Raw genomic sequence first — 14,986 nt, 5'->3', positions numbered from 1 at the left:
CAAAGTCAATCATCTGCATATCTGCATATTTTCTGAATTGCGGATTGCAATCGACAATCAGGCTGGACGACCAAACCGACCCGCTGCCATTCCCCCCTTTCTACTAGCAAATTCCCCCTCTTTCATGCTAGGATTCGTCCCTTAACTTTGAATCAAGCCAAGAAATGAGCGCAATGCAATACCAAGAACTTCTGCCCCTGATCAATCGTCCCACCCGCTATCTCGGCGGCGAGGCCGGCAGCATTATTAAAGAAGAGACCGCCCGCATCGAGACCCGGATTGCCTTGGCCTTTCCCGATGTCTACGAAGTCGGCATGAGCCATCTCGGCCTGGCGATCCTTTATCACATCCTCAATGACCTCGACTGGTGTGCCGCCGAGCGCGTCTATGCGCCGTGGCCCGACCTGGAAATTCTGCTGCGCGAGCACCATCTCCCCCTCGTCTCCCTCGAAACCGAGCGACCCCTCGCTGACTTCGACGCCATCGGCTTTACCCTGCAGTACGAACTCTCCTATACCAACCTGCTCAACATGCTCGACCTCGCCGGCATCCCGCGCCGTAGCGCCGCCCGCGACGAGCGCCATCCCCTGATCATCGTCGGCGGCCCCTGCGCCTACAACCCCGAGCCGCTCGCGGACTTTTTCGACTGTGCCCTGATCGGTGACGGCGAAGAAGCGATCCTCGATGTCGCGGCCTGTTTGCGGCAAAGCAAGCAGAAAGGGTGGAACCGCCTTCGCACCCTGGAAGAACTGAGCCGCATCGAGGGGATCTACGTCCCGGCCTTCTATAACGTCACCTATCACCCTGATGGCACCATCGCCAGCCTCCAGCCCCTCCCCGGCCAACCGCCAAAGGTGCGGCGCCGCTTCCTCAAGGACCTCGACCGCGCCCGTTTTCCAACCAAGCCGCTGGTGCCGTTGATGCAGACCGTCCATGACCGCGTTGCGGTCGAGATTGCCCGCGGCTGCACCCGCGGCTGCCGCTTCTGCCAGGCCGGCTACCTGTACCGCCCGGTGCGGGAGCGCTCGCCGCAGCGGATCGAAGCGATCGTTGCCGATTCCCTCGCCGCCACCGGCTACGAAGAGATCTCCCTCCTCTCCCTCTCCACCGGCGACTACGGCTGTATCGAGCCCCTGCTCAAAAATCTCATGACGCAGCATAGCGAAGACCGCATTGCCGTCTCGCTGCCGAGCCTGCGCGTCGGCTCGCTGACTCCGGAACTGATGGAAGAGATCAAGAAGGTCCGCAAGACCGGCTTTACCCTCGCCCCGGAAGCGGGAAGCGAACGGCTGCGTAATGTCATCAACAAAGGGATTAGCGAAGAAGATCTCCTCGCCGCTACCAGCACCGCCTTTACCCTCGGCTGGCGGCTGATCAAGCTTTATTTCATGACCGGCCTGCCGACCGAGACGGATGAAGATCTCGGCGCCCTGGTCGAACTGGCAGGGAAAGTAAAAAAGAGCGGAAAAGGGAGCGGCGGCGCCGATGTCAATGTCGCAGTTTCTACCTATGTGCCGAAAGCCCACACCCCCTTTCAGTGGGAAGCGCAGATCGATGTTGCCGAGACCCGGCGCCGCCAGAGCCTGCTCCGGAGCGGCCTAGCCGCCAAAAAGCTGCGCTTTAAATGGCACGAACCCGACCTCTCTTTTCTTGAGGGGGTCTTTGCCCGCGGCGACCGCCGGCTCGGCCAGGTCCTGGAGCGGGCCGTCGATCTCGGCTGTCATTTTGACGGCTGGCGCGAACACTTCCGCTTCCCCCTCTGGGAACAGGCCTTTAACGATTGCAACATCGATGCGACCTGGTATCTGCGCGAGCGGCGCAAAGACGAGATCCTCCCCTGGGACCATATCGATTGCGGCGTCACCAAGTCCTTCCTCCTGCTGGAGTGGCAACGCTCCCGCGCTGAAATTTACACGCCCGATTGTCGCGGCGGTGCCTGCTCTGCCTGCGGCATCTGTGACCATCGGGAATTGCGGATGCGCTTGTACCGCGACGGCAATGGCGCCGAGATCCTGCCGACAGCGGACGAACCGACGGTTGAAGAGCGCCACCGCATCCGTCTTTGCGTGCGCAAAGCCGGCAAAGCGCGCTTCTCCAGCCATCTCGAATTCATGACCGCCATGCACCGGGCAGTGCGGAGGACGAAACTGCCGATCCGCTACAGCGGCGGCTTCCATCCCTTGCCGCGCATCTCCTTCCCCGACGCCCTGCCGACCGGGATCGAAAGTGACGCCGAGATTATCGACCTCGAGCTCCTCGCGCCGCACGATCCGGCAACACTGCTGACGGCCCTCAACGGCGCCCTGCCGCAGGGGATCAAGATCCTGACGGCGATGGAGATTCCAGTGAAAAGTCCGCCACCGTCGGTCTGCATTATCGCGACCCACTATGGCGTCACTGTCCCCGCCCCCCTCGCGGCCGGCCTGAACGAGCGCATCGCCGCCTTTCTGGCTGCCGAGACCGTTACCGGCCAGCGCGACAAGGGACAAAAAGGGGTACAAAGTGTCGAACTGCGGCGCAATACCACCGACGTTGCCTTCGACGGGACCACCCTGCATCTGCAGCTGGTCAAGGGGAGTCCGATGATCCTCGCTGCCCACCTCCTCGGCATCAGCAGCGAAGAGATGCGTTTGCTGGGAGTCCGCAAACTCGACGTGACCCTGCGCGACCTGACGATCCCGGCTGAGTGACTTTATTGATTCCGATTTAAATTTCGCAATAATATTTTCGCAGTTATCGTTAACGCTTCAGAATCAAGAAATGAGGTCTGTTTATGGCCAAAGAACTGGTCATCAATACCACCTCCCATGAAACCCGGGTCGCCCTCCTCGAGAGCGGCCACATTGCCGAACTCTACATTGAGCGCAGTCGTGAACGGGGTCTGGTGGGGAATATCTATCAAGGGCGGGTCATTCGTGTCCTGCCGGGGATGCAGGCAGCCTTCGTCGATATCGGCCTCGACAAGGCGGCCTTCCTTTATGTGGCTGATGTCTTGGACGAAATGGACGCGGTCGCCCAGTTTGTCGAGGGGGGCGGTCCTCTCGACAAGGAGGACGAAAACCCCGAAGCCAAACCCCTGCCGCCGATCGAAGATCTGCTGCAGGAAGGGCAGGAACTGCTGGTCCAGATTGCCAAGGAACCCCTCGGCACCAAAGGAGCGCGAATTACTGCCCACATCTCCCTGCCGGGACGTCACCTCGTTTATATGCCGACGGTCGATCATATCGGCATCTCCCGCCGCATCGAGAATGAAGAGGAGAAAGAGCGACTCCGCGCCATCGTCGAATCGATCCGGCCGGCCGGCTCCGGCTTCATCGTTCGCACTGCTGCGGAAGGGAAGAGCGAATACGACCTCCTCGCCGACATGGAATTCCTTATCGGCCTGTGGGAAGGCATTTCGCAACGTAAAGAAGGGAAAAAAGCACCGGCGCTGATCCATTCCGACCTCGACGTCACCAGCAAGGTTCTGCGCGACATTCTCACCGAAGAGATCGACCGGATTGTTGTCGACAAGCAGGAAGAGCACGACAAGATCACCCGCTTTATCGATACCTTTATGCCGAAGCTGAAGTACGTCATCGAGCTGCACGACACCGACGAGCCGATCTTCGATGCCTTTGGTCTCGAAGTGGAGATCGCCCGGGCGATCGGCCGCAAGGTCTGGCTCAAGTGCGGCGGCTACATCATCATCGAACAGACCGAAGCCCTCACCGCTGTCGATGTCAATACCGGCCGGTTTGTCGGCAAACACAATCTTGAAGACACCATTCTTAAGACCAATCTCGAAGCGCTGCGCGAGGTGGCCTTTCAGCTCCGTCTGCGTAATATCGGCGGCTTGATCATCATCGACTTCATCGATATGGAGAAAGAAGCACACCGCGAAAAGGTCCACTCCGCTCTGGAGGAAGTCCTCAAGTATGATAAAGCCCGGACCAATATCCTCAAGATCTCCGAACTCGGCCTGGTCGAGATGACCCGAAAACGGGTCCGCGAAAGCATCGGTCGCCTCCTCTGTGAGCCCTGCCCTTACTGTGAAGGGAAGGGGTCGATAAAAAGCCGCACAACCATGGCCTACGAAATGTTCCGCGAGCTGCAGAGGAGCATCAGCTCCCTCCCCGGCGACAAAATAACCCTGCTGGTGCACCCCGATGTCGCCGCCCTCCTTTGCGATGAAGAGCGGGGGGGGATTGAAGAGTTGGAAGAACGCTTCAACAAGAAGATTCAGATCACCGCCCGACCCGGCTTTCATCAGGAACAGTTCGAAATTCTTGCCGGTTGACAGCCCGTTCGCCCATCGGGCGAGAATTGACAGGGAGCAAGATTTTCGCTAATCTTCCCCGAACATTTTGCCGCAGGGGAAAATCTTCCCCTGACATCGCCCCGGACTGCCGGTCCGCGAGGGAGGTTTCATGGCTAAACTGGTAGACAATCCCGATCTTGCCTTTCGCCTGGCGCGCGCCATTATTTCAGACGTAGCGCTGTATAATCAGGAAAAGGTCCGGGAAGGGATCAAGAATGATAATATCTTCGAAACCCTGGTGGACGAATTGCAAGAAGGGCGCGAGCACTTTTACGGACGGGTCTCACCGGATCTTCCCGATCGTGACCACCTCTTTGATCGCGCGATTGTCGATGTCATGATCAAGCAGGCCGGCAAGATCGAGAGTTCGATCTGGTAGAAAATCTTTCCACCTCCCAGGCCTTTCTTGTCGCCTACGGCCTGCCGGTGACGCGGCTGGATCTGTTCCTTACAGAACAGTTGCCGGAACTGACGCGCTCGCAGCTAAAACGCTTGATCGAGCAGGAGCAGATTCTCGTCGACAACCACCCCGCCAAAGTCGGAGAGAAGCTCAAGGGGGGGGAAACGATCAGTGTCACCTTCCCTGCCGTCCGCGCGACGGAAGTCCTAGCGCAGGAAATGGCGCTGCAGGTTCTTTACGAAGACGCGCACCTCATCGTCATCAACAAACCGGCCGGACTGGTGGTCCATCCGGCGCCGGGACACAGCGAGGGGACCCTGGTCAACGCCCTCCTCCATCACTGTCACGATCTCGCCGGCATCGGCGGCGAACTCCGGCCCGGCATCGTCCATCGCCTCGACAAAGACACCTCGGGAGTAATGATGGCGACCAAGGACGACCAGAGCCATCTGCGCCTCGCCGAACAGTTTCAGGTCCATTCCATCACCCGTCGTTATGTCGCTTTGGTACACGGTCTTTTACCCCGGGACATTGGCAGGGTCGATTGTCCCATCGGTCGTCACCCCCTGGAACGCAAAAAGATGAGCGGCAAGTGTCGCAACGGCCGGCGCGCTGTCACCCACTGGCAGGTTCGCGAGCGCTTCCCTGATGACCGTTTGAGCCTGGTCGAATTAAATCTCGAAACCGGGCGGACGCATCAGATCCGCGTTCACTTTGCCGAGATGAACTTTCCCTTGGTCGGCGATCCCCTTTACGGCAAGAGCAGCCGGATCAAAGAGTTGAAGGATGTGGAGTTGCGTACCCTGTTGTCATCCCTCGGCCGCCAGGCTCTGCACGCAAAGGTTCTCGGATTCACCCATCCGATCAGCGGCAATTACATGGAATTTGAGTGTCCGTTGCCGGATGATCTCCAAGTTATTTTGACTTATCTGCACAAGAAATATCGGGACGACGCAGCTTAAGCGCGAACCGTTTTCAGGAGAACTCCATGAAGATTACCCGGCAGGGGAAGATCAGCTATTTGCAGCCGGCATGGGCTGACAGCAAAAAGATTCAAGCCGGCTTCACCACCCGCAACGGCGGAGTGAGCCGGGCGCCTTACAACTCCCTGAATCTCGGCCTTAACACCGAAGACCATCGCGCCAATGTTGAAGGGAATCGTTCGACTGTCGTGCGCGCCTTTGATCTCCAGCCACACATGCTTTTGACCGTGCAACAGAGCCACGGCAACAATATTCTGGTGATTAACGAACCGAATCATGATCTGTCCCACTTTCAGAGCGTCGAATGTGATGCGATCGTCACCAACCAGCCCGGCATTATGCTCGGAATTCTTGTCGCTGATTGCTATCCAATCCTCCTCTTTGATCCTGTCCGGCGTGTTGCCGCCGTCGTTCATGTCGGCTGGCGAGGCGCCGCCAATGGTATCCTCCCCAAGACCATCGCCTGCCTGGTCAATGACTTCAGCGTCAACCCCGCCGATCTCAAAGCCGCTATCGGACCCGGTATCGGCGCGCATCGCTACGAGGTTGATCGGCCGGTCCGCGACGCCTTTCGCAGCGGCACCGACAACTGGAGCCAGATCGCCAAAGAGACCGAGCTCGGCAAGTGGCACCTCGATCTCCGGCGCTCCTGCGAACTCCAGCTCGCCGCCGCCGGGCTGACGCCAGGACAGATCGATGCCGTCGAAGAGGACACCTGCTGTCACCGCGAACTCTTCTTTTCCTATCGACGCGACAATGGCCAGACCGGAAGACAGATGGGTTTTGTCCTGATTCCTGAGGAGTAAGGGGGACGGGGGGAAAGAAAATGAATAACTCTCTTTCACAGCAGGACGGGAAGATTAACAGGAAAAACTGTCGCGCTCTTCAGGCAGCGCCGCAGGGAGGGGGATCATGGTCAGGAAAAAATCACTTCTTCTCACCGCACTGATTACACTCAGCGCCCTGGGCGCACTCACGCTGCTGGTGACGGCGCCTTCCTGGTCGTCGCCGGCGCGTCTCTTCGTTACCACCGCCGCGCCCGAGACTCTGCCGGCAGCGGGTGCCGACCTCACCCTGAGCGGCGGCGGTTTTTCACAAACGACCAATCTCTGGCTTGTCCCGGAACTCTCCCTCCGCTCTGCCACCACCGCCACCCTTGAAACCTTTGGGACTCCCACTCACATGATCCGCCGCGGTGACCACCTTTATGTCGCCAACGGTGTGGGTGGCTTTCTGATTGTCCAGGGGTTGCAATCGCCCGTCCCGTTTATCAGTGGCACACTGGATAGCGAGGGGCAGAGCTTGGAGGTGGCCCTGCGCCGGGATGAAGCGCTCCTGGCGGCGGGAAAGGGTGGGCTGCAAGTCATCGATATTCGTGACGCTGCCAACCCCCAACTGCTGGCCACTCTCAAATCCGTCGTGCCGGCCCTCAGTGTCGCCAACAGCGGCACCATCGCCTATGTTGCCACAGGCAAATCAGGGGTGCAGATCGTTGATATTGCCGATCCACGCCATCCCCGGCACCTCGGGGCGCTACCCGGTCTTCCCGATGCCTACAAGCTTTCGATCGACGGTAAGGTCCTGATCATCGCCGCCGTTAGCGCCGGGTGGATTTACGACATCAGCCGACCCGAGCAGCCGCGGCGCTTGGCAAGGCTACCAGTGCCGGGGGGAGTTAATACCGTTATGACCCGGCAGGGAGAGACCCTGTATTGGGCACAAAGAGGCCGCCTTTATGCTCTCGACTTGAGCCGACTGACATCCCCGCGCCTGCTGAGCAGCGTCCCCTTAAATACCTTTGCCTCCGCTATCAGCTGTAGTGACGATCAACTCGTCATTTCTCTGGGGAAAACCGGGACACAAATCTTTCCCCTGCCTGCCGAACCGCAGTTCGCACCCAGTAAAACGATTACGGCAAAGATCCAGACAAGCGCTGCCCTTCTACTTGACAACGACCTTTGGGTCGCTGACAGAAACGGCGAATTACTTCGCCTCGATCTGAAAAAAGCACAAGCGCTCACAACCGCACCGGTCCTCCCCGACTACTCCCCTAGCATTATGCCGCTAATCACACCGGATCTTTTATTTCTTGGCGACACCACAGGGATCTCTATCTATGACCACCGGGGGGACACCACGCCCAGACTCCTGACGCGACTACATATCACCGGGCTAAATCAGCAATTTTTGAGCAGCGATCAGCGCCGACTATGGCTAACGACTGGCAACAGGACATCTGCCACTAACGGAAAGCTGATTAGTGTCGACCTCTCTCTCTTCCATTCTCCCAGAATTACAGCTGAAATCTCCTTGTCGTACATCCCTTTCATCATGGCTGAGCAGGGGGCAACTTTAGTCATTAGCTCCTCTAGCGGGGAAAAGTCGCCTACCCCTTTCCAAAAAGAATCATTAGACTCTCTGCACTTTATCGATATTTCACAACCACAAATCCTGGAGCTCTTTGCAAGCTATTCCCTGGGAAATGACATCAAAAGTGTCAACATAAAAGATCACGTCGTCGTACTCCTACAAAAGGACGGACTCGTGCGGGTGATTGATATAAGCCAAGCGGAGGCGCCAAAGGAATTGGGCTCGCTGCAGATGCCCTGGCTACAATCGGCGGCATGGACGGGCCAGGTCAATATCGTCGTTAAAGATAACGTGGCATTTATCTCTTCAGTTCTGGGAAAAGTATTCCTCATCGACCTGCATGATCTTCGTCAACCGAAAAGTCTGGGGGCCTTAACCCTCCCGGGGCCGGTGACCTCCCTGACAAGCAGTGATCACTTGCTGCTTGCCGGGGTGAACAGAAAGGAGATGGTCGTGATCGATCTGAAAAATATCCAGGCACCGGAGATCCTCGGGACGATACCGCTCCCCGGCCTATTTACTTACAGTGCCATGCAGGCAGGGCAACTCTGGTTCTTCAGCTACAAAAGCAAGGGAATATGGTCTCTCCCTCTGCCGCACCGCCTGCAGAGTTCGGTAATTGACGACCAAATCATCGCCCGCCTCGCACAGTCGCCGCCACCGGGCCCTTACCGCTTATGGCTGACCGACAAGAGGAAGCATCTCCTGATTCCGGGCATCTCCTGGCAAAGTCGCTAACTAAAACCGGCGGGATCTAAAAATCGTAGGCAACCCCGGCCCAGAACTGCCGGCCCATCTCGTAAGTGGTTGTGGAGCCGCCGGTTTGGGTGCGGGAGTTAAAGACATTATTAACTTCGAGGGAAAAGTTCATCTCCTGCTGTCGATAAACGGGGAGACTCCAGCCGAGTTTCCAGTCAAAAATCACCTTGCCGGAATGCTTGATCTCTTCGTAAACCGCGACCGCATCGAGAATTTCTTCGCCGGTCACCGGATCGATCCGACTGACCGAGTCAGGAAGGGGACGAAAGTCTCCGGTCGAGACAATCTGGCGATAACCGCTACGGTAACGGCTGAGATTGGTAAAGGTGAAGCGGGCCGGAAGTTCAGCCACCCAGATCAGATTAACGATAATCGGCCGGTTTTGCTCACGAGCCGGCAGATCGCTCTTGTAGATGAGCGCATCGTTGTACCAGACCCGACTGTCGATCTCCTCCTCGTCCAGAACCGTATCGTAGCTCTCATGATTCGTTGTCGTCTCTTGCCAGGAAGCATTGAATGCCAAAAAGTGGCGCGCCCAGTGACGCTGCCAGGCAAGACTGTAGCGCTCATGGTGACTTCGTCCCAGATTGTTCAACGTATAATAGCGGAGCCCATCCGGCTGCAGCGGCGAGTAAGTACGGGCAAATTCGTCGCGCCCCGCACGGTACAGATACTTGAGATTAAGGATCCCTCCGGCCACGGTCTGATCCAAGCCGACAGTGAGTTCATCGGCGTAAGGGGTCTGCAGTCTGGTGAATTCCGTAACACTTTGCCCCGAGGTTGAGGCCGGAACCCAGGCGGTCGGGCGGTTCTGGTAGGAAGTTCGACTCTCGGAACTGAACGGGGTCTTGACTGTGCGTAACTTGTCGGTGAGCAGAGTGGTGCCGTAATAACGGTTGGCGCCGGCCCGGAGGACGGTTGCGCCCCGGCCAAAGAGGTCATAACTCGCCGCAAAACGGGGAGCGAGATTGGCCTGTTCCATCAGGTCATTATAGTCGAAACGGAGGCCGGGACGGAGTTCAAGGCGCCGGTAGCGGACAACATCCTCCCCGTGCATCCCGATCTGATTGATGTAAGCCTGACTCTTGCCGGCAGGATAAATGGTGCGCGTTGTGAAGAACTGTTCGTTCTCAACACAATCGAAGACATTGCTGCCGCAAATGATATCCGGAGACAGTTGCGCCCCCTTATAGACGTAAGTTGTGCCTTGCCGTTCGAAAGTGCCCAGAGTGTGATTAAAATCGATACCACTGGTCAATTCATGACGGACGCTAGCGGTCGCAAGCGGTTCAAGACGCAGCAGACCCTTGAGATCGAAACTCTCCTGCTTCTTTTCGATCGCGCCAAAGCCCCCCTCCACACTAAAATCAGATCCGACCAAACGCCCCCAGTCCTTGCTGTCGGTGGCGGCCCAGTTTCGAAAATGCTGCGGAGCGCTGCGGTTATTACTGCTGCGACGATAAGCCGAATTGATTTGCACTTCGCCGGTCGAGAAGAAATGTGTCCACTCCCCCTGCAGAGCCAGGCCCTCCATCTTCACCACATAGTCGCTCCCCAGGACGTTATTGATAAAGCGCTCCTCCCGGTACGGGGTACTGATCAAACTAAGCTCCAGGCGATCGTCGGCCGAGACATCCCCGACATATTTCATAAAGTAACTCTGCTGCTGCCGCGTCTGGGTCTTGGTGCCAAGGAAATAGGGGAGCGGGATGCGCGAATCGAGCTGACGCCAGGAAGCAAGGAGGCCGCTCTCTTCCGTCAAAGGAAAAGAGAGGGAAGCCCCATAATCATTTTTGCTGAATTTCGGCTGTAAATTTTCATGGCCGCCGGCGTCAAAGCTCCCTTGATCTTTACCGGAAACGTGAAATCTGGTCCACTGATTTCGGGTGGTACGATAGGACAGATGCCCCTCGACCTCGCGGCCGGGATTGCGCGTCGTCGCTTCGACGACACCACCGGCAAATCTGCCAAACCGGGCGGGAACATTACTATCGTAAAGGGTGACACTGTCGATAAGATCGCTATTGAGGAAGCGCTCCTGAGGATGGCCAAGGGTATCGGTGACGATGTCATTTCCCTGGGCAGCGGGATCGATCAGATTATTGTTGGCAATACCGTCCACCTGGAAGTTGTTTTGATAAATTTTCCCGCCGGAGATGGAGATGGTCGGCGGGAGGATCTCACCGCCGGTGGCGGCGCTGTTGTAATCTTCACTGAGCTGGAGACCGGGGAGGAGGCGCAACTGCTCGTTGAGGCTGCCGTTGCCGCTGGGGAGTTGCTGAATGATTTTTCGCTCAAGGGAAGAATCTTGTGCAGATGGAGATTCGCTACTGCCGACGACAATGACCGGCGCCAAAACTTCCACCCCGGCGGCGGAAGGCACTGTCAGGTCATCCTGCGCCCAGGCGAGAGGAGACCAAGAGAACAGACAGACCGCTGAGAGTGCCGCCAATAACGCGACAGGTTGAATACGCAACGGGGTCACTATAATCTGTCATCGAAGAGGGGGCGAAAATCTTCGCTATCCGGGATCCCGTCACCATCACTATCGTCGTCCATGATTAAACCGGAGGCGGCAATCTCCTCAGCACTCGCCAGAGGGTTGAAGAAATCCGGCATGCCATCCCCGTCGCTGTCAATACTGGCAACCCAGGTGTCAGGAAAATCGTCACGATCGATATAAGCTTTGGCCAGGGTTTGTATGGCCTGATTGCGCTCGGTCGTAAATTCCAGGGACAAAGCCAGCTCCAAAGCCTTCTCGTACTCATGCACAACGGCATAGGTCGAAATGACACTGAGGCAGTTGGCGAGGCGGTCCTTAAGGATGACAATGTCGTAGACCGTTATATTGTTTTCAACTCTCCCGACGGTCAATTCCTTCGCCGAATTAAGCACATCCACTGCTTCAGCATGATAGCCCGCCCGGTCTAGATAAAGGGCGGCGCGGAGCAGATAAACACATTCCTTGATTGCGAGCTTGTCATCCACGGTTCCGGCGGAATGGATCATTTTCGCCCACTCCTGGAAGGAGAATGCGGTCGTACGGATGCCAAGATTATCCCCGATCGCCTCATACGATTTGACCAGTTTTTCGTAAAGTTGTGCCGCATATTCCTTCGCACCGAGACCAGGAGTCACATTGGCTCTATATTGAGCGGGGTCAACATCAGCGAGACTTTTAGCGTGATCCAGCAGGGTCAGTGCCGCTGCCGATTCCTCAAGGTTGTGATAGCCAAGAGCGATATCGGCCAGGGCGGTTACGACATAGGGATCGTCCGCCATGACGCTTTGAGCCGACTGTAAAAGGTCTTTTGCCTTGACAACATCTGCGGGACTCCCCATTTTCGTATAAAGTTCAGCCAACCTGACGTAACCATTGGTGATTCTGGTCAGATTGTTACTCAGGATCATTCCATCGAGTATACTTTTAGCCTTTTCCAGCGCCTGACGAGCTTCATTGAAACGGCCGTTGTTGATCAGCACCTGGCCGATATAAGGTCTGCTGCTAGTAAAATAGGTCAAAAGATCGACCCGGTCTTCGTCCTTGGGGACATAGGAGCGATTGTCAACGATACTGAAGGCTGTCTCCATGTTCCCTTGTAACGCCTCGTAAGTTGCGACCAGCTTGAAAGCTTTGATTTGATCAGCCGATCCGCTCGGAATGTTGTTGGCGAGCTCCAAGGCCTTTGCCGTCTCACCGACGCGATACAAAGACTCGACCAAACTGACAACCGGCCCCCAGTATGTCGCCTCGGCCGAACCTTCAACTTTCCGCAACTCTTGTATTTTGTAAAAGACCTCCACAACCTTCGTGCCATTGCCGAGGTCGGCGTAGCGCTTGGCTGTTTCACTCCAATTGAAGATACGCAATTTATAAGTGATTAGGAGCGGGGACGTCGGTGGAGCATACGCAGGGGTCAGTGCTGAATAATTGTCCATAGCCTCAACGAGAGGCGAGGCGGCGGCGAAATCTCCAACTGCGATATAAGCATCCGCGACATTCTTGATGCCGGAAATTAACTTGCCATAGATTATGGCATCAGTGGCCAGGGCCTGAGCGATAACAGCAATATCACCGAGAAGACTTTCCGCGTTGAGCAGATCGCCGGCCTTACGGTAAGAAGAGGCCGTTGCCAAGAGATTTTCCACATCTGTGGCACTGGCGCTGGATGTCCCTTTGGCGCCAATAATTTTACGATAGAGATCTCTGGAGAAGTCAAGGAATTCGAGTGCTTCCTGCGGTCGATTAGATTTAATCAGCGCATTTGCCAAGGCCCGGTACGCATTAGCCTTCGGCTCACTCTGGATAATCTGGGTGGCAATGATCGCCCTTGTTTCGTCGATCAGACCGGCATTAGCCTTCCCCTCAACAATCTTCAACAGGACCGCATCGTTGATAGCATCATCAAAGACCTGCCCGATTAGCTGCTCGGCCTGGAAGTGGGGAGAGAGATCGGAACCATAAAAATAAGCGATACGGTGCTGATTGTCGTTGCCCGGGAGTTCCGTCAGTAGCAGCGGCGAAACAACGCTGTAGAGGGAGCGACTGCGCGCCAACTCCGCAATCCAGGGATCGCTGGCCAGGGGCGTCAAATTCGCCGCAAAACTATCAGAATCGACAGTCAAACTCTCCCAGGTGCGGAGATAGTAGGTGAAAAGGATATAGCGGGCGACACGTTGCGGAATCGTCCCTCCCCAAGTGATGACTTCACTGCCGGCGGCTTGCAGCGTCGTTTCTGCAAGAATCTGGAGATTTGCCTGGTAGTTGGAATTTTGCGAATCAAAAGAGACCGAATCGATGAGCATTTGCTCGATGGTCACCGCAAAAACATTTTTTAACTCGGTGAGTTTGTAAATAAAGACAGCTTCTTCGACTGTCGTGGCCACAGCGAGGAGCGCTTGTAAATTTTTTATACGCGATTGCACATTATCCTTGAGACCGAGAGCCCTCATGACCTCCGTATTAGAGATGGCAGCATCCAGCGTCTCAACTGCGAGCATCTCCGTACGGATGGCAGAAAAGGGATTGATCCCCTTTTTTGCCTCTTTAATTTCAAAAGCAATTTTACTCAAAAGCAGAGTGTGAAGCTGGAGATCTCGATGCAATGTAGGCCGCGCGGTCAGATTTGCGTCCGCAGGGAGGTTTAACCAATCGCGCAAACGTTCCTCTGCGGCAACGAGAGAAAACTTCTGGTTATCGTGAAGCTCTGCGAGTAAAGTCGTCAGCGGTGTAACCACAATGGCCGTCATATCACCCTGAAAAAGCCCAAGGGGACTGCGCATCTCCAATTCGTTAAAATCTATCCCGGTGTCGCGGTCGATCCCGCCAACGGCAACCACACTCAGACCGACCAAATCCATACCGACTGGCACTTGCATGGAAAAAGCCCCATTCGAATCTGTCAGGGTGGAACTCTCTGCGAGACTCTTATTCTCCTTATCGCGCAGCGAGACTCTGGCGTTTTCAATGGGCCCGTCCTCAACAACGCCACTGATGAGTAAAAACTTTGCCGCCTCAGGGCTTGAACTATCCCCCCCACATCCCGCGAGGCTGACCGTGAGAAAAGCTAAAACACACAGATAGGCAAAGCCCTTTATTCTTTTCATGCGGTCGGAACTCCAATTATTTGACTTAATCCAGGACACTTGAAGACGAAGCCATTTATTTATGCGGCAACCACCAACAGAGAATGATAATATTCAACAATAGTTGAAGTTTTTCCTGTGGCTTTTCGGCAGAATAAAATAAAAAATCTTTCAAAATCAAATCATTAAAGACCATAATTTGTTTTATTTTTCAACGATAAACTCATCCGGCAACGACAATGACTCTCTTTACCGCGAGGTTTTGTGCCTGATCGCCATCGACATGACGAGTTCATCTGGGCGCTGATCCTTTCGTTGATCATCAACCTCCTCTTTGTCTTTGCCCTCCTGGGGCAGCGCTCTATTGGAAAATCACCGAATTATCAACCCTTAACTGTCTCGATCACCGCGAGCCAGCAGGTGCTCCCGGATGAGTTTCCTGCAACTCCTCGCCCGAAAGCTGTTCCGGCACAAATAAAAAGAAAAAAAACAGCTCAACCACCAACTAATAGCCCGACGCAAAACCCGGGGGTGAATCCAGCTCTGTCCTCTCAACACAACGACGAAGAGGAAACGATCCGTCCGGCA

Annotated in this window: 8 protein-coding genes; 6 read left to right on the top strand and 2 right to left on the bottom strand. The window is 55.8% G+C overall.

Going from position 1 to position 14,986, the window contains the following annotated elements; genetic code table 11:
• Positions 1–173 precede the first annotated feature (173 nt).
• The 6 genes from CVU69_04540 to CVU69_04515 all read left to right on the top strand — a co-directional run bounded on the left by CVU69_04540 (position 174) and on the right by CVU69_04515 (position 8,791).
• Entirely contained in the window at positions 174–2,690 is a 2,517-nt protein-coding gene (locus CVU69_04540; GenBank protein PKN12972.1) for a B12-binding domain-containing radical SAM protein, read from the top strand.
• A gap of 83 nt (positions 2,691–2,773) precedes the next feature.
• Positions 2,774–4,279, top strand: a complete 1,506-nt coding sequence (locus CVU69_04535) for an Rne/Rng family ribonuclease (protein ID PKN12971.1) — start codon at positions 2,774–2,776, stop codon at positions 4,277–4,279.
• Between the two features lie 130 nt (positions 4,280–4,409).
• A complete protein-coding gene (locus CVU69_04530; protein ID PKN12970.1) occupies positions 4,410–4,679 on the top strand; it encodes a hypothetical protein in 270 nt (89 codons plus the stop codon).
• A 41-nt stretch (positions 4,680–4,720) separates the two neighbouring features.
• A complete protein-coding gene (locus tag CVU69_04525) occupies positions 4,721–5,662 on the top strand; it encodes an RluA family pseudouridine synthase (GenBank protein PKN12969.1) in 942 nt (313 codons plus the stop codon).
• Positions 5,663–5,688: 26 nt separating this feature from the next.
• Positions 5,689–6,489, top strand: coding sequence for a peptidoglycan editing factor PgeF (locus CVU69_04520; GenBank protein PKN12968.1), 801 nt, complete (start codon positions 5,689–5,691; stop codon positions 6,487–6,489).
• 106 nt (positions 6,490–6,595) lie between these two features.
• The gene (locus CVU69_04515) at positions 6,596–8,791 is read left to right on the top strand and encodes a hypothetical protein (protein ID PKN12967.1); all 2,196 of its coding nucleotides are present in this window, start codon (positions 6,596–6,598) and stop codon (positions 8,789–8,791) included.
• A 16-nt stretch (positions 8,792–8,807) separates the two neighbouring features.
• On the opposite strand, the gene CVU69_04510 is transcribed toward CVU69_04515, so the two are convergent.
• Positions 8,808–11,303, bottom strand: coding sequence for a hypothetical protein (locus CVU69_04510; protein PKN12966.1), 2,496 nt, complete (start codon positions 11,301–11,303; stop codon positions 8,808–8,810).
• Complete coding sequence (locus tag CVU69_04505; GenBank protein PKN12965.1) at positions 11,297–14,419, bottom strand: hypothetical protein; 3,123 nt, start codon at positions 14,417–14,419, stop codon at positions 11,297–11,299. The genes CVU69_04510 and CVU69_04505 overlap by 7 nt, the downstream gene beginning before the upstream one ends.
• Positions 14,420–14,986: the final 567 nt, after the last annotated feature.

This window comes from Deltaproteobacteria bacterium HGW-Deltaproteobacteria-4 (genome assembly GCA_002841765.1).
GTDB lineage: Bacteria > Desulfobacterota > Desulfuromonadia > Desulfuromonadales > UBA2197 > UBA2197.
This window is presented reverse-complemented; position numbering and strand designations above follow the sequence as displayed.

Excerpts from the sequence above, each read along its gene's own strand:
- CVU69_04540 (PKN12972.1), top strand. The coding sequence starts at position 174 with ATGCAATACCAAGAACTTCTGCCCCTGATCAATCGTCCCACCCGCTAT.
- CVU69_04520 (PKN12968.1), top strand. The coding sequence starts at position 5,689 with ATGAAGATTACCCGGCAGGGGAAGATCAGCTATTTGCAGCCGGCATGG.
- CVU69_04530 (PKN12970.1), top strand. The coding sequence starts at position 4,410 with ATGGCTAAACTGGTAGACAATCCCGATCTTGCCTTTCGCCTGGCGCGC.
- CVU69_04515 (PKN12967.1), top strand. The coding sequence starts at position 6,596 with ATGGTCAGGAAAAAATCACTTCTTCTCACCGCACTGATTACACTCAGC.
- CVU69_04505 (PKN12965.1), bottom strand. The coding sequence starts at position 14,419 with ATGAAAAGAATAAAGGGCTTTGCCTATCTGTGTGTTTTAGCTTTTCTC.
- CVU69_04535 (PKN12971.1), top strand. The coding sequence starts at position 2,774 with ATGGCCAAAGAACTGGTCATCAATACCACCTCCCATGAAACCCGGGTC.